The sequence below is a fragment of the Pleomorphomonas sp. PLEO genome (assembly GCF_041320595.1).
Classification (GTDB): Bacteria; Pseudomonadota; Alphaproteobacteria; order Rhizobiales; family Pleomorphomonadaceae; genus Pleomorphomonas.
Genome location: NZ_CP166625.1, coordinates 5336988 through 5355357 on the forward strand (window position 1 = coordinate 5336988; position 18370 = coordinate 5355357).

The 18370-nt window shown below is 61.9% G+C and carries 18 protein-coding genes; 2 read left to right on the forward strand and 16 right to left on the reverse strand.

Annotation, left to right across the window (positions count from 1 at the left end):
* Positions 1 to 186 precede the first annotated feature (186 nt).
* Entirely contained in the window at positions 187 to 1458 is a 1272-nt protein-coding gene (gene hemA, locus AB6N07_RS24680) for a 5-aminolevulinate synthase (RefSeq protein WP_370675675.1), read from the forward strand.
* A gap of 103 nt (positions 1459 to 1561) precedes the next feature.
* Here the strand turns inward: hemA and ccoS are convergent, their stop codons facing one another.
* From ccoS to ccoN, 8 genes are all read right to left on the reverse strand, one after another.
* A complete protein-coding gene (ccoS, locus tag AB6N07_RS24685; protein ID WP_370675676.1) occupies positions 1562 to 1777 on the reverse strand; it encodes a cbb3-type cytochrome oxidase assembly protein CcoS in 216 nt (71 codons plus the stop codon).
* On the reverse strand, positions 1774 to 4074 hold the full coding sequence (locus AB6N07_RS24690) for a heavy metal translocating P-type ATPase (protein ID WP_370675677.1): 2301 nt from the start codon (positions 4072 to 4074) through the stop codon (positions 1774 to 1776). Before AB6N07_RS24690 ends, ccoS begins: the two co-directional genes overlap by 4 nt.
* A gap of 14 nt (positions 4075 to 4088) precedes the next feature.
* Positions 4089 to 4598, reverse strand: coding sequence for a FixH family protein (locus AB6N07_RS24695; protein ID WP_370675678.1), 510 nt, complete (start codon positions 4596 to 4598; stop codon positions 4089 to 4091).
* An 88-nt stretch (positions 4599 to 4686) separates the two neighbouring features.
* Positions 4687 to 6141: a cytochrome c oxidase accessory protein CcoG gene (gene ccoG / locus AB6N07_RS24700; RefSeq protein ID WP_370675679.1), complete on the reverse strand. Its 1455-nt coding sequence runs from the start codon at positions 6139 to 6141 to the stop codon at positions 4687 to 4689.
* 206 nt (positions 6142 to 6347) lie between these two features.
* Positions 6348 to 7214, reverse strand: coding sequence for a cytochrome-c oxidase, cbb3-type subunit III (ccoP, locus tag AB6N07_RS24705; protein ID WP_370675680.1), 867 nt, complete (start codon positions 7212 to 7214; stop codon positions 6348 to 6350).
* A gap of 3 nt (positions 7215 to 7217) precedes the next feature.
* A complete protein-coding gene (locus AB6N07_RS24710) occupies positions 7218 to 7373 on the reverse strand; it encodes a cbb3-type cytochrome oxidase subunit 3 (protein WP_370675681.1) in 156 nt (51 codons plus the stop codon).
* A gap of 9 nt (positions 7374 to 7382) precedes the next feature.
* Positions 7383 to 8114 carry a cytochrome-c oxidase, cbb3-type subunit II gene (ccoO, locus tag AB6N07_RS24715; protein WP_370675682.1) on the reverse strand — a complete coding sequence of 244 codons (732 nt, stop codon included), beginning with the start codon at positions 8112 to 8114 and terminating at the stop codon, positions 7383 to 7385.
* 11 nt (positions 8115 to 8125) lie between these two features.
* Entirely contained in the window at positions 8126 to 9751 is a 1626-nt protein-coding gene (gene ccoN, locus AB6N07_RS24720) for a cytochrome-c oxidase, cbb3-type subunit I (protein WP_370678319.1), read from the reverse strand.
* A gap of 419 nt (positions 9752 to 10170) precedes the next feature.
* Here ccoN and hemN point away from each other — a divergent pair, with 419 nt between their 5' ends.
* Entirely contained in the window at positions 10171 to 11532 is a 1362-nt protein-coding gene (hemN, locus tag AB6N07_RS24725) for an oxygen-independent coproporphyrinogen III oxidase (RefSeq protein WP_370675683.1), read from the forward strand.
* 13 nt (positions 11533 to 11545) lie between these two features.
* Here hemN and AB6N07_RS24730 read toward each other — a convergent pair whose 3' ends face one another.
* The 8 genes from AB6N07_RS24730 to AB6N07_RS24765 form a co-directional block, all read right to left on the reverse strand.
* Positions 11546 to 12310 (reverse strand): Crp/Fnr family transcriptional regulator, encoded by a 765-nt coding sequence (locus AB6N07_RS24730; protein ID WP_370675684.1) that lies wholly within the window; start codon positions 12308 to 12310, stop codon positions 11546 to 11548.
* 417 nt (positions 12311 to 12727) lie between these two features.
* The gene (locus AB6N07_RS24735; protein WP_370675685.1) at positions 12728 to 13066 is read right to left on the reverse strand and encodes a response regulator; all 339 of its coding nucleotides are present in this window, start codon (positions 13064 to 13066) and stop codon (positions 12728 to 12730) included.
* A 74-nt stretch (positions 13067 to 13140) separates the two neighbouring features.
* The gene (locus AB6N07_RS24740) at positions 13141 to 13761 is read right to left on the reverse strand and encodes a response regulator transcription factor (RefSeq protein WP_370675686.1); all 621 of its coding nucleotides are present in this window, start codon (positions 13759 to 13761) and stop codon (positions 13141 to 13143) included.
* A 250-nt stretch (positions 13762 to 14011) separates the two neighbouring features.
* Entirely contained in the window at positions 14012 to 15175 is a 1164-nt protein-coding gene (locus tag AB6N07_RS24745) for a nitrogen regulation protein NR(II) (RefSeq protein WP_370675687.1), read from the reverse strand.
* 162 nt (positions 15176 to 15337) lie between these two features.
* Entirely contained in the window at positions 15338 to 16561 is a 1224-nt protein-coding gene (locus tag AB6N07_RS24750) for a pyridoxal phosphate-dependent aminotransferase (protein WP_370675688.1), read from the reverse strand.
* A gap of 124 nt (positions 16562 to 16685) precedes the next feature.
* Positions 16686 to 17102, reverse strand: a complete 417-nt coding sequence (gene mscL / locus AB6N07_RS24755; RefSeq protein ID WP_370675689.1) for a large conductance mechanosensitive channel protein MscL — start codon at positions 17100 to 17102, stop codon at positions 16686 to 16688.
* Positions 17103 to 17239: 137 nt separating this feature from the next.
* Positions 17240 to 17668, reverse strand: a complete 429-nt coding sequence (locus tag AB6N07_RS24760; protein WP_370675690.1) for a hypothetical protein — start codon at positions 17666 to 17668, stop codon at positions 17240 to 17242.
* Between the two features lie 183 nt (positions 17669 to 17851).
* On the reverse strand, positions 17852 to 18295 hold the full coding sequence (locus AB6N07_RS24765; RefSeq protein WP_370678320.1) for a MerR family DNA-binding transcriptional regulator: 444 nt from the start codon (positions 18293 to 18295) through the stop codon (positions 17852 to 17854).
* Between the last annotated feature and the right edge of the window lie 75 nt (positions 18296 to 18370).

The following is an 18370-nucleotide window of genomic DNA, read 5'->3' on the forward strand; positions in this document are numbered from 1 at the left end:
CTTCCTCGTCTTTTCGCTGAAACCGCTGATCAAGACAGTTTATGATTTGATCGTGATCAAGGGCGGTTCGCAGTAATGTGCGTAGGTTATCGTAGGTGGAAAGACGGCGGACCGTCGGCGGCATGCACGGCGATCCGTTCATGAAGAGACGTACGCCTGTCGGGCGTCGGAGGGATTGGCTCAATCATGAACTATGATGCGGTGTTCGAGAGTGCCGTTCAGGCCCTGCAGGACGAGAAGCGCTACCGCGTATTCGCCGAACTGGAGCGGATGGCCGGACGGTTTCCTACCGCTCTTTGGCATCAGGGCGGCGGGACACGCGAGATCACCGTCTGGTGTTCGAACGACTATCTCGGCATGGGCCAGCACCCCAAGGTGATCGGCGCCATGACCGCCGCCGCCGAAGCGATGGGCGCCGGAGCCGGCGGCACGCGCAATATTTCCGGCACCAATCATCCGTTGGTTCAGCTCGAGCATGAGCTCGCCGATCTGCACGGCAAGGAAGCGGCGCTGGTGTTTACCTCCGGCTACGTCTCCAACGAGGCGGCGATCTCGACCATCGCCAAGCTGCTGCCCAACTGTCTGATCCTGTCCGATGCGCTCAATCATGCCTCGATGATCCACGGGGTACGGTCTTCGGGTGTCTCCAAGCAGATCTGGCGGCACAACGATCTCGGCCATCTTGAGGAGTTGCTGATCGCCGCCGGCCCCGACCGTGCCAAACTGATCGTCTTCGAGAGCGTCTATTCGATGGACGGTGATGTCGCGCCGATCGAGAGGATCGCCGATCTCGCCGACAAGTATAATGCCTTCACCTACATCGACGAGGTGCATGCGGTTGGCATGTATGGCGACCGTGGCGCCGGCATTTGCGAGCGCGACGGTGTCATGGACCGCATGGACGTGATCGAGGGCACGCTGGCCAAGGGCTTTGGCGTGATGGGTGGCTATATCACCGGCAAGAAGTCGCTGGTCGATGCCGTTCGCTCCTACGCCCCCGGCTTCATCTTCACAACGGCGCTGCCGCCCGGCCTCTGCGCCGCCGCGACCGCCTCGATCCGCCATCTCAAGGAAAGCCGCGCCGAGCGCGAAGCACATCAGCAACAGGCAGCCCGTACCAAGGCGGTGCTGAGAGCCGCCGGACTGCCGGTCATGCCGTCGGTGACGCATATCGTGCCGGTGCTGGTCGGCAACCCCGATCTTTGCAAGAAGGCGACCGACATCCTTCTTGAGAAGCACGGCATCTACATCCAGCCGATCAACTATCCCACGGTGCCGCGCGGCACCGAGCGCCTCCGGATCACGCCGACGCCCTTCCACAATGACGCGGTGATCGAGCATCTGCGCGATGCGCTGGTCGACGTTTGGGAAACTCTCAGCCTGCCGTTCTCCGAGCCGAGCGTGCCGGAGGTGGAAAAGACCGTCCGCCAGCAGATTTTCAGCGCCGCTGGCGGCTGACGGCGCGCCGACACGGCAAAAGACAATGCGGGACTGGCGTCAACGTCGGTCCCGTTTTCATTTGGCGGGTATCTTGAGGTTGGCGGGATCTAAGATACCGCGGTCAGCCCTTGCGCCGCTCTTCGCCCTCTGGAACGTGTCCGCGCGCACCTTCGGGAGGATCCTCCAGGGTATCCTCAATGTCGTCGTCTTCAAGGATGCGCCAAGCGGCCCCCTCGAGATCCTCGTATTGCCCTGTTTTCAGCGACCACATGAAACCGGCGAGGCCAAGAAGCCCCAGGAGAAGAGCGGCGGGCACGAGATAGACGAGAACACTCATGCCGGCTCCTGGGCTTGGTCCTCACGGGCGGCGGCGACTGCCTCCGGCGGCCGTTCGGACGGTGGCGTCGCAACACGGCGGAGACGCAACGCATTCAAGGTCACAATCAGCGACGAGCCCGACATGGCGGCCGCGGCAATCAGCGGCGTGACGTAGCCAAGCACGGCGATCGGCACGGCAATCAGATTGTAGACCACCGCCGTCCAGAGATTCTGCTTCATCAGGCGATAGGCAGCGCGAGAAACGTCGAGGGCGACCACGACCGGCTTCAGATGGTCGCCGAGGAAGACAGCGTCCGACGCCGCCTGCGCCAAGTGGGCAGCGGAGACGGGTGACAACGATACGTGAGCGGCGGCGAGCGAGGGAGCGTCGTTGAGACCGTCGCCGACCATCAGCACCCTTTGTCCCTTCGCCTTCAGCGCGTCGAGCCGGGCGATCTTGCCGGCCGGGTCAATCTCGGCCTGCCAGTCGGAAATGCCAAGCTTTTCCGCCACGGCGGCAACAGCCGTCGCACGGTCGCCGGAAAGAATCATCAGGCCATAACCCTTGGCCCGGAGCTCCGCGGCAACTTCAACGGCGTCCGCCTTGAGACGCTGAGCAAAGGCGAACACCGCCGTCTGATCGCCATCCGAGAAAGCGATCAGCGAAGCGTCGGGATAGGCCGCACGCACTGGATCTCCAAGCGCGTCGCCAATGCCACAAAAGGAAAGCGAGCCGAGCCGCAAGGTCCGTCCCGCCAGATCCGCCTCGACGCCCTCACCGGTTATCTCACGCGAACCGTCGATGGTGCCGGTCGTGCCGGACGCGCGCGACAGCGCCTCGGCAAGCGGGTGCCGGCTCGCGCGGGCCAGGCGACCGGCAAGGTCGAGCACGTCGTCGGACACATCGCCTCGGTTGGCCAACAATGGCTCGGGGCTGGTCAGCGTTCCCGTCTTGTCGAAGACGATGGTGTCGACGCGAGCGAGACGCTCGATGGCGTCGCCCGCATTGAGCAAAATTCCATTGCGGAAGAATCGCCCCGCCGCCGTCACCTGCACCGCCGGTATGGCGAGTGCGAGCGCGCAGGGGCAAGTGATGATCAGGACTGCGATGGCGTTGATTAGCGCCGTATGCCAACCGGCACCGGCGATCAGCCACCCGGCGGCGGTGAGGAATGCCGAGGAATGAACGACCGGGGCATAGGCACGGGCGGCGCGATCGGCCAGACGGAGTGCACCGGATTTCGCTGATTGAGCCTCACTAATCAGCCGCTCGATTTCGGCCATCAGCGTGCCCTCGACAGCAGCGGTGACCACAATCGTCAGAAGACCGGCGCCGTTCAGCGTACCGGCATGCACGATATCACCTGGAGCGACCAGCGCCGGTAGTGTTTCGCCAGTGACCAGGCTGCGGTCGACATCGGAACGACCGGAGAGCACTTCGCCATCGACGGGAACCCTCTCTCCGGGCCGCACCACCACGATATCGCCGGGGCGAACGGCGCTGAGGGGAACCCGGACCAGGCTATCGCCGTCTCCGCGCTTCAGCGCCGAGTCGGCACGCAGAGTCGCCAGCGTCTCAGCCTCCACCGCTGTGCGCCGGCGCATGTTCTCGTCGAGGAAGCGACCGAGCAGCAGGAAGAACAGCAGCATAAGCGCGCTGTCGAAATAGGCCTCAAGGGCGTGGGTCAGCGTATTGAAGATGGAAAGGCCCATGGCGAGGCAGACGCCGATCGAAATGGGCACATCCATGTTGAGCGAGCGGCGACGGATGGCGGCGAAGGCACTTCGAAAGAAGGGCCGCGCGGCGTAGGCCACCGTCGGAAGCGCGACGAGCGCACTCATGAAATGGAAGAAATCTCGCGTCTCCGGCGTGATGTCGGTGACATTGCCGGACCACACAGCAACCGACATCAGCATGACGTTCATGGCGCCAAAGCCGGCGACGCCCATGCATTTCAAAAGCTCCCGTGCCTCAGCGGAGCGGTTGTCGCGCTGCAAGGCCGGATCGAAGGGTTGGGCCGGGTAACCAATCGCCGACATACGGTCCAGCACGGCGCGCGGCGTGACCTTGTCCGGCGAAAAGACCACGGAGGTACGGCGGCTGCTGACATTGACGCGCGCGCGCACTATTCCCGGCAAGCGACGGAGACCGCGTTCGATATCAGTCAGGCAGGCGGCGCAGGTGATGCCATCGACTGCAAGTTCCATGCGGCGGGTGCCGTCGCGGTCGGCCACCGTGTAGGCGTCCCAATCGTGATCAACGGGCTGTCCCGCCGGAGCGGCTTCGAGGGGACCGACATCCACCGCTATGTTCACGGTATCTCCCTTCGTCAGCGGACGAGGCGGAGCTGGTTGTGACTCAAGAACATCCGCTCATTGCCCTTATAGGCCTCGATGGTCAGCTCCCACATGCCGGCCTGAACCTTCGGTAGCACCGTGCGATAGGTACCACTCGCCACCTCCGGCAGACTGGCCGAATGATCATTGTTCGGATCGACGGCATGGATCAAGCTGGCCCGAACGTCGAGCCCGTGGAGATCGGCTCCCGCCTTGTCACGAAAATGGATCTCAACCGAGGCGTCGTCGCCCACCGGCCGGACGGCGGCATCCACCGTCCATCCGCGTTCCGCCTGGGCTTTACCCGCCTGAACCTCGCCTTCAAACTCCTGACCGGCCTTGTAGCTCGATTCCACCTCAAGGCCAGGGAAGGTCGACTCTGCGAAATAGACAAAGGCCCCATTCACTGCGAACACCACGCCAAAGAAGGCGAACAGCCAAAGAAAGACGCCTCTCCCAGTCAGGCGGCGGCCACGGGCGACGTCCTCGGAGGTAGCAGTCATTCGGTTGGTCTCCTTCTGGGTCAAGACCAAGCATCCGCCTTTTGCGAGATGTTCGCAACCTTGCAGACGCTACTCCGGCGGGGTCGGCTCAGTTGGGAGCCGCGGTTTTAAAGAAGTCGGACGTGGAGGCTTTCTCACCGTTGTCGGTGTCGACGATGTAGAACTCGATCGGTGTCGATGCCGGCAGCACAATGCCGTTCGGCACCATGACCAGCACACGCAGCTCGCGCGTCGTGTCGGCCGCGACCTCGACCACCGGCTTGCCACTGGCGGCGGCTACGCCCTGAGCTTCCAGCGTAAAGCCTTCCGGGAGGCCGGACACGGTCAGCGCGAAGTGCCGTTCGTGCGGACGCTTGTTGATGAGGCGCACCGTATAGCCGTTACGGGTGCCGCCATCGGACAGGTTGACGTAGAGCGGATTGCGGTCATGCAAGACGCTGACACCCTGGAAGGCACGATTGGCGAGCGTGTAGATCATAAAGCCGCCGATGAGGACGATCAGCGCCGCATAAAGCACGGTGCGCGGCCGCACGATGCGATAGATCGGCGGCTTGCCCTCGCTGCGACGGGCGATGTTCATGTCTGTATCGTAGCCGATCAGCCCTGGCTCACGGCCAACCTTGTGCATCACGGTATCGCAGGCGTCGATGCAAAGGCCGCATTGAATACAGCCGAGCTGAAGGCCTTCTCGAATATCCACGCCGGTGGGGCAAACCTGGACACACGCCTTGCAGTCGATGCAGTCACCAACCGCTTCGCCCGCCGCCTTAGCCCGCTCACCGATCCTCACAGATTTGCGGGGCTCACCTCGGTCGGTGCGATAGGTCACATTGAGCGCCCACTCATCGGTCAGCGCTGCCTGGATACGCGGCCACGGGCACATGTAGAGGCAGACCTGCTCGCGCATGAAGCCGGCCAGCGAGTAGGTGGTGAAGGTCAGAATGCCGATCCAGATGTAAACGATCGGCGCGGCGTTGCCGGTAAACACGTCCTTCACGATGGTCGGCGCATCGCCGAAATAGAGCACCCAGGCGCCACCCGTACCAACCGCGATCAACAGCCAGATGACGTGCTTTGCCGACTTGCGCATAAATTTACCGGCGCTCATCGGCGCACGGTCCATCAGGATGCGGTCGCGACGATCACCTTCGATCCAGCGCTCAACGGCGAAAAAGAGGTCGGTCCAAACAGTCTGCGGACAGAGATAGCCGCACCAGATGCGGCCGGCCACCGCGTTCATCAGGAACAGGGCGATGGAAGCGAGCACGAGCAGGCCCGTGAGATAATAAACCTCCTGCGGCCATATCTCGACGCCAAAGAAATAGGCCTTGCGGCCGGCCATGTCGATCAGCACCGCCTGGCCCGGTGCGTCCGGGCCGCGATCCCAACGGATAAAGGGCAGAAAATAGTAGATGCCGAGCGTGATGATCAGCACGGACCATTTGATGGTCCTGAGACGGCCACTGACCGCCGCCGGATAGTTCTTCTTGGCAGCAGCGTAATAGTTGTCGCCACCGGTCGTCACGTTCTCGTCGACCCGCATGTTGCCTTCGTCTCCCGGAGACCGCCTTTTTCGTCTAGCAGTCGATCATATAAGCAATTGCCTCTATTATTAGCACATTAGCATAAAAAAGACCGAAGAACGAACCGCGAATTCGACAATGCCGTCCTGCCCTCACCGGGCCTTTCGACAGACGACGGCGGGCATTGATTGCCCACCGTCGCTCCCGTTCCACTGAAGGCTTAGGATCAAGTACCGCCGCCGAGGTCGTGAACATAGATCGCCAGCGACTTGATGGTCACCGGATCGAGCTTGCCACCCCATGTCGGCATGACGCCCCGATGGGCATGGGTGATCGTGTTGATCACCGACGCTTCATCGCCGCCATAGAGCCAAACCTTGTCGGTGAGGTTGGGCGCACCCAACTCATGGCTGCCCTTGGCGTCTTCCCCGTGGCAGCTGGTGCAGTTCTCGGCGAAGATCTGCTTACCCGCCTCGACGTCGGCACCCTTGACGGAACTGCCCGACAGCGACAGCACGAAGCCGGCGACGTTGCGGATTTGCTTGGCATCAAGCAGGCCATCTTCACCGAAGCGCGGCATGTCGTTCATGCGCGTGTCCGGGCTGGTCGAGCGAACGCCGACGGTGATGGTGTGCTCGATGTCGGTCAGAGTGCCGCCCCACAGCCAGTCGTCATCCTGCAAGTTGGGATAACCCTTGGAGCCGGTCGCGCCGGAACCATGACAAGGGGCGCAGTTGTCGCCGAAGGCGGCGCGGCCCTGCGCCATGGCGAATTCCAGCATCTTGGGATCGTTCTTGATCTGATCGAGGCTGGCATTGGCGAGCCCCTTGCCCACCTCAGCGCGCGCGGCCTGACCGGCCTGGGTCTCGGCAAGCGCCGAAGCCCGTTGCGAGTGGCCGAGCAGCCCCTTGGAATAACTCGAGACAAGCGGAACCGCCGGGTAGACAAAGGCGTAGCCGATCGCAAAGACGATGCAGGCGTAGAACACCCAAAGCCACCAGCGCGGCAGCGGGTTGTTCAGTTCCTTGATCCCGTCCCACTCGTGGCCGGTGGTCGCCACGCCAGTGACCTTGTCGATTTCCTCATGAGCCATGGCTCAATCCTCCTCAAGCGGGATCTGCGCGGCGTGGTCGAACTTCGTCTTGTTCTTAGGCCAGAGCGCGTAGACGCAAATGGCCGCAAAGATCAGGAAGAAGTACAGAAGCCCGCTCTGTTGGGCAAAGATGGCAACCTGTTCATAGCTGAAGTCCATGGCTCCACCTCAACGCAGGTTGGCTTTGTCATCGTAGGTCGAGAAATCGACCAACGTGCCAAGCATCTGAAGATAAGCGATCAGCGCATCCATCTCGCTGAGCTTGTTCGGATTGCCGTCAAAATCGCGCACCACCGCCTTGGGATAGCGGGCGAGCAGAGCATCAGCTGTACCGTCCGGGCTCACCTGCGCCTTGAGGTCGGCCGTGGCGTTGGCGATCTCCTCGTCGGTGTAGGGCACCCCTTCAAGCCGCAGCGTCTTCATGTCTTCGCCGATGCGCTCCCCCTTGAGCGGCGCTTCCTTCAGGAAAGCGTAGGGCGGCATGACGGAGGCCGGCACTACCGAGCGCGGGTCGGTCAGATGGGCGACGTGCCAATCATCGGAGTACTTGCCTCCGACACGGGCAAGATCAGGCCCCGTCCGCTTCGACCCCCACTGGAACGGGTGATCGTACTGGCTCTCGGCCGCCAACGAGAAATGGCCGTAGCGCTCGATCTCGTCGCGCATCGGGCGGATCATCTGACTGTGGCAGAGATAGCAGCCTTCGCGAACGAAGATGTTGCGGCCCGCGAGCTCCAGCGGCGAGTAGGGACGCATCCCCGTCACCGTTTCTATGGTGCTCTTGAGGTAGAACAACGGCACGATCTCGACCAGGCCACCGATAGCCACCACGATCAGAATACCGATCAGGAGGACGATGGAGTTCCGTTCGAACACCACATGCTTTTGCATGAGACTCATCAGTCGTCTCCTTACTCGGCCGGAGCCAGAGCCACGTCAGCGGCAGGTTTCTCGGCTTCGCCATGGCGAATGGTGAGATAAAGGTTGACCGCCATGATCACCGCGCCGCTCAGGAAGAGGATGCCGCCCAACGCACGGATGACGTAGTAGGGGTGCATCGCCTCGACCGTTTCGACGAAGGAATACTGCAGGAAACCGAGGTTGGTGTAGGCGCGCCACATCAGGCCCTGCATGATACCCGACACCCACATGGAGGTGATGTAGAGCACGATGCCGAGCGTCGAGATCCAGAAGTGCCAGTCGACCAGCTTCAAGGAGTAAACGTCCCGCTTGCCGTAGATCCAGGGAACCAGGCAGTAGAGCGCACCGAATGAGACGTAGCCGACCCAGCCGAGAGCGCCCGAATGCACATGGCCGATGGTCCAGTCGGTGTAGTGGCTGAGCGAGTTGACCGACTTGATCGACATCAGCGGTCCCTCGAAGGTCGACATGCCATAGAAGGCGACCGACACCACGAGGAGACGCAACACCGGATCGGTGCGGAGCTTGTCCCAGGCACCGCTCAGCGTCATCAGACCGTTGATCATGCCACCCCAGGACGGCATCCACAGCATCACCGAGAACACCATGCCGAGCGTCGAAGCCCACTCGGGCAGCGCGGTATAATGGAGATGATGGGGACCGGCCCAGATATAGAGGAAGATCAGCGCCCAGAAGTGGATGATCGACAACCGGTAGGAATAGACCGGCCGATTGGCCCGCTTCGGCACGAAATAATACATGATGGCGAGGAAGCCGGCGGTGAGGAAGAAGCCCACCGCGTTATGGCCGTACCACCACTGCACCATGGCGTCCTGCACGCCCGACCAGACGACATAGGACTTGGAACCAAAGAAGCTGACCGGCACCGCCGCGTTGTTGACGATGTGCAGCATGGCGATGGTGACGATAAACGCCAGATAGAACCAGTTCGCCACGTAGATGTGGGGCTCCTTGCGCCGCCACAGCGTCGCCAGGAAGATCAGCAGATAGGCGACCCAGACGATGGTCAGCCAAAGATCGGCGTACCACTCCGGCTCGGCGTATTCCTTACCCTGGCCAACGCCCAGCACATAGCCCGTACCGGCAAGCACGATGAACACGTTGTAGCCGAGGATGACGAACCATGGCGTGACGAGGCCCGGCATACGGGCCCGGCTGGTGCGCTGCACGACATAGAAGGATGTCGCGAGCAGCACGTTACCGCCAAAGGCGAAAATCACCGCCGACGTGTGCAGGGGCCGGAGACGACCGAAGGTGGTCCAGGGAAGGCCAAGATTGAGAACCGGATAGGCCAGTTCCAGGGCGATCCAAATGCCCACCGAGAAGCCGGCGAGCCCCCAGAACATGGCAGCGATCGAGGCGAACTTGATCGGGCCGAGGTTGTAGTTCGGCTTGCCGTTGATCTCGTCCGGTTCAACCCTTCCGTCACGGTCGATGAACGACCTCACGATCAGGAAGATGCCGGCCGCCGACGCAATGGCGCCAATGGTGGCATGAAAGGCAAATACCGGATCCACCGCCTTGCCGGCGGCCAGAACGCAATAGAGAAAGAGCAGCCCCAGGAAAACCGAATAACCGGTCTCCTCGAGCGACATCAGAGGTTTGGCCCTCAACGCCGTCATGTTCGTCGCCCCGCTTCTGTCGGAGATCGCCTGCCGTAGCCGACAGGCGCCTCGCCTCGCCCGTTTGCCGACACCCCCGGCATCCCCACCCCGGACCGTCGCGTCCAGAGCACGGGAAACAACCTAGTGGGGTCTACGCACACCAGCTTTGACAAAGGTCAAAGCCAATCTGGGAATAAACGGGGTTTACCGTAGTTCAAGACGTTTTGCCTATATCAAAATGGACTAATTTTAATGTGCGATACGAGCCAGACGGCGGCCGTTGCAAGCGAGACGGTTCAGGAGGCAGATACCCGTCCGCTGAGATGGCGATGGCCGACTGATTCGGCTCAATGCCGCAAAGTTTGACGCCGATCAATGTCTGAGCCGGCTGTCGGCGCCAAGGATTGGGTATGACCTACCAGGACGAAGCCGTTTCGCTCGAAACCCTGATCCGCGCAACGGTACCGCGCTATACCTCGTATCCGACGGCGCCGCATTTTTCAGCCGATGTCGGACCGGACACCTATGGCGATTTCCTCGACCGGGCGGCGGCGGACAACGGCCCCATCTCGCTCTACGTCCACATCCCCTTCTGCCATTCGATCTGCCATTACTGCGGCTGCACCACCAAGGCGAGCCGCCGCTACGCGCCGATCGAGGCTTATGTCGAGGTCCTGAGGTCGGAGATTGCCATGGTGGCGGCGCGGATCGGGCGCCGGGCCGTGTCGCACATCCATTGGGGCGGCGGCACACCCAACCTGCTTTCCGCCGCCGCCTTTGAGGCGATCGTCGGCGACTTCCATCGCTTCTTTGATATCGGGCCGGAAACCGAGCATGCCATCGAGCTCGATCCGCGCCATCTCGGCGAAGGGCGAGCACGTTTTCTTGCCAGCATCGGCGTCAACCGCGCTAGTCTTGGCGTGCAGGACTTCGACCCAAGCGTTCAGGCAGCGATCGGCCGCATCCAGCCGGCGGAAACGGTGTCCGCCGCCGTCGAGCAACTGAGGGACGCCGGCATCTCCTCCCTGAGCTTCGACCTGATTTACGGTTTGCCGGAACAGAGTGCCTCCTCCATCCGACGCACCGTCGAAACGGCGATCGCACTTGCGCCCGACCGCATCTCGCTGTTCGGCTACGCCCATGTTCCCTGGTTCCGCGCCAACCAGAAACTGATCGACGTTTCCAAGTTACCGGGAAGCGAACAGCGGCTCGAACTCGAGCGGGCAGCCCACGGCGCGATCGCGGCGGCGGGTTATGCGCCAATCGGTATCGATCATTTTGCACAACCGAGCGACGCCATGGCCGTGGCATTGTCGAAGCGGACGCTCCGCCGCAACTTCCAGGGCTACACCACCGACCGCGCCGACACGCTGATCGGCTTCGGCGCCTCGTCGATCGGCCGGACGCCGGCCGGGTATGCGCAAAACGTCACGGATACGGGCAATTGGCGCGAACGCATCGTCGGTGGCCATTTCGCAACCGAGCGCGGGCGCGTCCTGACGCCCGAAGACCGGCTCAGGGCCGACGTGATTGAGCAAATCCTCTGCTTCTACGACGTCGACCTCTCGGCCACCGCGGCACGCCACGGTGCCGATGCCGCCACTTTCTCGGCCGACCTCGACAAACTGGCGCCGCTACTTGGCGCCGGCTGGGTGGTCGCTGACGACGGCCGGCTTGTCATCACGCGCCATGCCGCCGAGTTGGCGCGCCTCGTCGCCTCCGCCTTCGATGCCTACCTCGGCGCGGGCGGGCGGCATTCGGTGGCGGTATAGCCGGCAGACCGGCTCAGTGGATGCCAGTCATCTTGCAGACACGGCAGACATCGACAAGACGAATGCGGTCATTGCGCTCGATGGAGATGACGCCGCGCCGCTTGAGATCGGACAGCACGCGGCTCACCGTCTCGATGGTGAGGCCGAGGAAGTCGGCGATCTCCTGCCGCGTCATCTTAAGCACCACCAACTCGCTATCGGCGCTGTGCCGTTCGCTCAGGCGTTCCGGGCCGGTACAGCCGACAACGCCGCGGCCGGGCACGAAGCGCATCAGGAAGCTAGCCACCCGTTCCGTAGCCGACTTGCGCCCGAGCAACACCGCGTGGCTGTGTAGCGCCTCAATGCGCGTCAGCAGACAGCGATTGACGTGGGCGAGCAGATCGGTCGACTGATCGATGTCACGGCGATCGAGAACCCGCACTTCGGCGTAGGTCAACGCTTCGGCCGTGCAATCGTAGACGCCCGTCAGCGAATGACCGCAGAGGTCGCCTTCGCCAAGAATGTCGACGACCTGCCGACGACCGTCGCCCAGCAGGCGATAGAGCATGATCTGACCGCTGACCACTTCGTAGACGTGGCTTGCCGCGTCATCCTCACGGAACAGCACGGAATGGGCATCATGGCGGTCAAGCCGGGCACGCGGCGACGCGCGGTAGTGCGTCCAGGCGCTGTCGTCAACCGGCGCACGCACTCTGGTGCCCAGATAACGGCTGCGATGGCGACTATTATCAAAGCCGCCGGAGCTCTCGTCGAATGACGTCTTTTTCTCAATGAACATCGATCCCTCCTCGATGACACATGCTCGATGACACGTGGTCGTCAGGCCACCGGAAGATCGACCGGCCATCCGTCCATGGCCGCCTCTTTTTCCCGCCAGCTCGACCGAAACCCGTCCGCTTCGGCCGCACCACTATCGATAATGGCACAATATGGACAAATGTGCCCTGCGGTAATTCGTTTGGTTACTTAACCATCTGAGGAAAGATGACTGGGTAAGGCACCGACAGGCCGCGGCGGACCAAGTGGTAACCATAGGCTACCACCACGCTCACGGAACGTCCCAGGATGGACACCGCGAGCACAAAGCAGGCAAAAACATAGAGAATACGGCTACGCGCCGTCCTACTCCCCGAGCATCGCAGGACAAAAAAACCCGGCGAACCGGGTGACCAAACCAGGATCGAGGCAGATAAGATCAGGCGGTGATCGCTTCCAGCCAGTCGGCAGCCGGCGGCTTGCGCAGAATCTTGAGATCGGACAGCCCCTCGGTCTCGCGAGCGATCGTCCGCGAAGACTTGCCGGAGATAGCAATCACCTTTGGGTTTGCCCCGGCTTTCTCGAGATGGCGCACAAGCTCGCCACCGCTCATACCGGGCAGGCCAAGGTCCACGATCATCGTGTCCTCGGACGTCAAAGATGCGGAATGAATGAGTTCCTCGGCGGTCGAAAAAACACGCACCGACAATCCCGCTCCGGAGAGCAGGGATTGCAGCGCGTCGGCGACCGAAGGATCGTCCTCAACAATGATATACATTGGCAACACTCTTAATCTGCGAGACGCTAACCAGTCGCAGGAAAAAGTAGTGTGCCCTGATCAACCGACAATGTTTATCCGTGATCTCCCGTATGCGCAGTCAGCACGATGCGGACGAGATCGGCGGCGTTGCGCGCACCGAGCTTTTCCATGATACGTGCGCGATGCACTTCGATGGTGCGCGGGGAAATACCAAGCCGCCGCCCGGCTTCCTTATTGGAGGCGCCGCCGGTGATTTCCTGGAGAACATCGCGCTCACGCGGCGTCAAATGCTCGGCGCCAGGGAAGCTGAGAGCGGGCGCGCCACCGTTGATGTGACGGCCGTAGGAGGCAATCGCCTCGCGTACCCGCGTCACCACCGTGTCGGCGTCGAATGGCTTCTCGATGAAGTCGGTTGCACCAGCCTTGATGGCACTCACAGCCATGGGGATATCACCCTGGCCGGAGATGATGAACACCGGCGATGGGAAGGTACCGACATCGATCGAGCGGAGAATGTCGAGACCGGATTTACCCGGCATATGGACGTCGAGCAGCACGCAAGAGGGCTTATCCGTCTTGAGTGCCGTCAGGAACTGGTCGCCGTCCGCGAATGTCCTGACACCGTAACCTTCCATCTCGAAAATGACCGACAGCGCGTCCCGCACCGAGGCGTCATCATCGACAACGAAGATTTTTCCTTCTGTTTCAGCCATGTCACCCTTCCTCAATCTGAGGATCCCTGAAGACCGCCAGGGTCCCGCCCGGCTAGCCAAGTCCATGGATCACGTCCGCTCCGCGTCCTTACGGCCTGCCAGCCGAAGGGCTGGCTCGCCGCAAAACCACCGCGGACCTTGTTGGTCTAAGTATTTATACGGCGAAACCCCTGGCCGCGCCAGTTGTCGTCCGCCCGGACGACCGTATTGAACTGTTTCCTTCCCCCACCGACGCTCGCCACGCCGCCTCTCACCCCCACGTATCGTCTTCCGCCTCGTCCGGACGGTGCATCGGCAGCATCAGCGTGAACGTCGCCCCCTGCCCGTTGCCGCCGGGATCGGCCATGAGATCGCCACCATGATTCTGGGCGATCGCACGGGAAATCGCGAGCCCAAGCCCCATGCCAGACTTCTTTGTCGTACTGAACGTCTTGAACAACGACTTTCCGGTGTCCTCGGAGAAACCAAGCCCGCTGTCGGTCACCGATACGAAGGCCGATCGATCATCAGAGCCGATCGATACCTTCACCCAGCGCTCCTCGCTCTCCTTGGCCACCTCAAGAGCATTGCGCAGCAGGTTGAGAATGATTTGCTGGATCTGTGTCGCATCGGCATCGACATGAATCGGCGTCATACCAAAGACGCGACGTATGGTGACTGTGGCACCCTGCGCAACAAATTCGCTGAGGTCGAGCGCTTCGTTGACCACCTCGCGCAGATCGATAGTCGCGCGCTCAGGATCGCGTTTCTCCACCATCTGGCGCATGCGCTGGACGATATGGCTGGCCCGCTCAGCCTCTTGCACGGCCTTGTCGAGCACCTCAAGCATCTTGTCGCTTGGCGGTTTGCCGTCGGCGTGGCAGGACTTGATCTGTCGTGCCACCGCCTGAAGATAGAGCAGCAACGCCGTGAGCGGCTGGTTGAGTTCGTGCGCCATGGCAGCGCCCATCTCGTCCATGGCGGACAGGCGCGTCATATGCACCACCTGCGCCTGCAACTGCGACACACGCTGCTCGACGGCGCGACGGGAGCGCAGATCACGCAGCACGCCTATATATTGACGCCCCTCGGCGGTCTTCGCCTCGCCGACCGACAGCTCCAAGGGAAAAACAGAGCCATCACGGTGCATGCCGGAAACTTCTCGGCCGATGCCGATGATCCGTTTCTCGCCGGTCCGGTGATAATTGTGCATGAAGCGGTCGTGGGAGAGCGAGAATTCCGGCGGCATGATCAGCGATACGTTCTGGCCGATCGCCTCCTGAGAGGTGTAGCCGAACAGTTGCTCGCAGATCTTGTTGAAGACCAACATGCGACCAGTCTCGTCGATAACGATGACGCCATCGGCGGCAGTATCGAGAAGGCTCTCGAAACGAGCCTCCGAAACCGCAGTCCGACGGTCCTCGAGTTCTCCCATATCCGCCTCGTTCTCCCCTACGTCCCGGCGGGCCACCACCCGCCTACAGGCTTGTCAAATCAGGAACAGCCCTTCAGTGCAAGTCCGGATGTAACATGCACGAGTTCGACGGAAAAGGAACTGTCTCAGATCAAATTCAAATTCAAATATCCGCAAAAAACACTAACGGCCGCCGACGGCCGCCCGGCGCGCCGCGAGCCAAGCCGAAAGGCGACCGAGCGCGGTGGTAATTTCGCCAGGATCGCCGGCAAAGCAAAGGCGCATGAAGCGTTCTCCTCCCCGGCCAAAAGCCGTGCCCGGCGCGATGCCGACGCCGGCCTCGCGGACCATGTCCAGGCAGAGCTGGCGCGTGTCGCTTTCGCCTTCGACCGAAAAGAACAGATAGAAGGCGCCATCTGGCGGCGACAACGTGACGCCACCCGCCGCTGCGAGCGCTGCGACGACCGCCGCTCTGTTGTCGCGCGCCCGGGCAATCTGAAAGGCCAGGAAATTTTCGCCGTTATCGAGCGCCTCGGTCGCCGCCCGCTGCATGAAGACGGCCGTTCCGGAACTTGTGTATTGCACCAGATTCTGGACGGTGGCGTTGAGAGTTGCAGGCACTTCGATCCAGCCGATCCGCCAACCGGTCATCGCCCAGTTCTTCGAGAATGTGTTGACGAAGATCAGCCGATCCTCGGGCTCGGCTACCTCATGGAAAGAGGGGGCCACCGGCAGGCCGTCCAGATAGCAGAAGCGGCCGTAGACCTCGTCGGCGACGATCCAGATGCCATGCCGACGGGTGATGTCGAGAATGGAGGCAAGTCGATCGCGGCTCGCGACCCAGCCGGAAGGATTGCTGGGCGAATTGATGAAGATGGCTCGCGTGCGAGGCGTGATCGCGGCTTCAAGATCGTCAGGATCAAGATCCCAGCCGGCGGCGCCCAGACGCATCGGCAACTCGCGCACTATGGCGCCGCACAACGCGGCGGCGGCTGGCGCGTTCGGCCAAGCGGGCGTCGGTACGATCACTTCGTCACCGGATCCGGCGACCAGTGACGCTGCCATCTGAATGGCGTGCATACCGGAGCTGGTGACAACGAAGCGATTCACGTCGGCGGGTCGTCCCCCGAACGGCCCATAGAGCCGATCATGATAGCGGCAGAGGGCTTCCCTCAGCTCCGGCAGGCCGGCCTGATGGGTGTAGAAGGTTTCTCCGGCCATCAGCGAACGGATCGCCGCATCGCGAATGTTATCAGGCGTCGGCAGACTGCCCTCACCCACCCACAGCTTGGCTGTCCCCGGCCTTCGCAGTCCTTCAAGGTGAACCTCGACGATACCGCTTGGCGGGGCATTCCGAGCGGCTGGCCTGATGTCGTCGAGAAAACGCGCGGCAGCTTCTGATGTCATGAGGGAGCCTGCTCGAAGGGTTGGCGGGAATCACCGTCCCCTGGAGATATCAGTCCCGCAAAAACGAATCAAAAGACAAGATATGGAGGAAGCTGCCGCAAGGCCGCACCCGTTGCCCAGCCGGTTAGCCCTTCTTCAGAAGGTCGCGAATCTCCGCGAGCAGCGCGACATCTGCCGGCACCTCCGGCGGCGCTTCAACAACCGGCTCGCTATCGTTCTTCATGCGGTTCATCAGCTTGACCACCAGGAACAATACGAAGGCGATGATCAGAAAGTTGATGGCCAGCGTCACGAAGTTGCCGTAGGCGATCGTCGCACCTGCCTTTCGGGCGGCGACAAGATCCCCCACCACCGGGGTTCCCGATAGCTGAACGTAGAGATTGGTGAAATCGATGCCGCCAGTGATGAGCCCGATGACCGGCATCAGGAGGTCGGCGACAATCGAATTGACCAGCCCGCCAAAGGCCCCGCCGATGATCACACCGATGGCGAGGTCGACCATATTACCGCGCAGTGCGAATTCCTTGAATTCCTTGAGCATCTCTCATCTCCCCACAGGTGCTTAAGGTAAACCCGATCATGCCGCAGCACCTGTCGCACCGCTATGCCTCATGCCGCAGACGACTGCATTTTTCCAAATAAAACTGTGGAATTTGGCCGCCGCCATAATGCGAGGCGCTAGATCGGCCCCTCATCTCGCTGGCGCAGTCGCTCCACGAGATCGAAGAAGTGGCGGAACATGCGGTCGCCAAGATCCAGAAACTCCTGGAGGTGTTGCTCGTCTTCCTTATCGAGAAGCGGCGCCAGCGCCTTCTTATTTTGTGCCTCTAGCTCCGCGATGTGCTTGCTCAGCCGATCGTTCTCCGCCTCGAGTTCGGCAATGCGATCCTCGTAGGCCTTGCGGTCCTCAGCGATCAATTGGCAAGACCAGGCTCCGTCGCGTGCGGAGCAGTGCGAGACATCGCCGGTGCGGCGGTCAATCTTGAGATAGTCCCCGACGGCCGGCTGCAAACTGTAGCCTTCGTCAGCCGGCAGGGCCTGAGCGGAGGCGGCTGTGACGGAGACAAGAGTGCCGAACGCAACAAGGGCTGCCAGGATCGCGCGCATTGTGGTTTTCCCGGTTGGTCTCTCGACAGAAGAATACCCTATCACGCCCGCGACGGCTTCTTTATTTAAGCCTGAATCGTCGGCGGGCCTCCGGCCCTTGGCTTCCGCTCCGCTTGGCGCCGAAACCCGCCCGAGGCGGCTTCGGCAATGTTCGGCCTCATTCGCCGGCGGGCCTCCGGCCACTCAGCTCCGGCGCGCTTCCGCCTCCTTCTCTTCCTTTTCCTTGAGGAGACCGCTCACCACCGCCGTGGTGCGGCGCAACTCCATCAGCGCCTGTTCGATTTCCTTTTTCTGCTTCTCCAGGATCGCGATCCGGTCGTTGAAACGGTCGAGCGCCACCTTGAGCTGGGCCACCTGGCCGTCGCGAAGATCGTAGAGATCGAGCATCCCCTTGATCTCGGTCAGCGAGAAACCGACACGCTTTCCCATCAGCACGAGTTTGAGACGCGCCCTGTCCCGTCGGGAATAGAGGCGATTGAGGCCCTCGCGGCGCGGGCTGACTAGCCCCTTATCCTCATAGAAACGTAGGGTGCGGAGCGTGACGTCGAACTCACGGGCGAGATCGCCGATCGAAAACAGCGACCCACGCGGGTGCAGCCCGTCATCGTCCTCAAGCTTGTCGGCAATGACGGCCCCGATTTGCGCCTCGGCAGCCGGCTCGTCGCTTTCGATCACCCGCCATACCCTCCATGCAAGGCCGCC

What these genes read in the sequence shown, in the direction of transcription:
- hemA (WP_370675675.1), top strand. Translation starts at nt 187, where the DNA reads ATGAACTATGATGCGGTGTTCGAGAGTGCCGTTCAGGCCCTGCAGGAC.
- ccoS (WP_370675676.1), bottom strand. Translation starts at nt 1,777, where the DNA reads ATGAGTGTTCTCGTCTATCTCGTGCCCGCCGCTCTTCTCCTGGGGCTT.
- AB6N07_RS24695 (WP_370675678.1), bottom strand. Translation starts at nt 4,598, where the DNA reads ATGACTGCTACCTCCGAGGACGTCGCCCGTGGCCGCCGCCTGACTGGG.
- ccoG (WP_370675679.1), bottom strand. Translation starts at nt 6,141, where the DNA reads ATGCGGGTCGACGAGAACGTGACGACCGGTGGCGACAACTATTACGCT.
- ccoP (WP_370675680.1), bottom strand. Translation starts at nt 7,214, where the DNA reads ATGGCTCATGAGGAAATCGACAAGGTCACTGGCGTGGCGACCACCGGC.
- AB6N07_RS24710 (WP_370675681.1), bottom strand. Translation starts at nt 7,373, where the DNA reads ATGGACTTCAGCTATGAACAGGTTGCCATCTTTGCCCAACAGAGCGGG.
- ccoO (WP_370675682.1), bottom strand. Translation starts at nt 8,114, where the DNA reads ATGAGTCTCATGCAAAAGCATGTGGTGTTCGAACGGAACTCCATCGTC.
- ccoN (WP_370678319.1), bottom strand. Translation starts at nt 9,751, where the DNA reads ATGTCGCTCGAGGAGACCGGTTATTCGGTTTTCCTGGGGCTGCTCTTT.
- hemN (WP_370675683.1), top strand. Translation starts at nt 10,171, where the DNA reads ATGACCTACCAGGACGAAGCCGTTTCGCTCGAAACCCTGATCCGCGCA.
- AB6N07_RS24730 (WP_370675684.1), bottom strand. Translation starts at nt 12,310, where the DNA reads ATGTTCATTGAGAAAAAGACGTCATTCGACGAGAGCTCCGGCGGCTTT.
- AB6N07_RS24735 (WP_370675685.1), bottom strand. Translation starts at nt 13,066, where the DNA reads ATGTATATCATTGTTGAGGACGATCCTTCGGTCGCCGACGCGCTGCAA.
- AB6N07_RS24740 (WP_370675686.1), bottom strand. Translation starts at nt 13,761, where the DNA reads ATGGCTGAAACAGAAGGAAAAATCTTCGTTGTCGATGATGACGCCTCG.
- AB6N07_RS24745 (WP_370675687.1), bottom strand. Translation starts at nt 15,175, where the DNA reads ATGGGAGAACTCGAGGACCGTCGGACTGCGGTTTCGGAGGCTCGTTTC.
- AB6N07_RS24750 (WP_370675688.1), bottom strand. Translation starts at nt 16,561, where the DNA reads ATGACATCAGAAGCTGCCGCGCGTTTTCTCGACGACATCAGGCCAGCC.
- mscL (WP_370675689.1), bottom strand. Translation starts at nt 17,102, where the DNA reads ATGCTCAAGGAATTCAAGGAATTCGCACTGCGCGGTAATATGGTCGAC.
- AB6N07_RS24760 (WP_370675690.1), bottom strand. Translation starts at nt 17,668, where the DNA reads ATGCGCGCGATCCTGGCAGCCCTTGTTGCGTTCGGCACTCTTGTCTCC.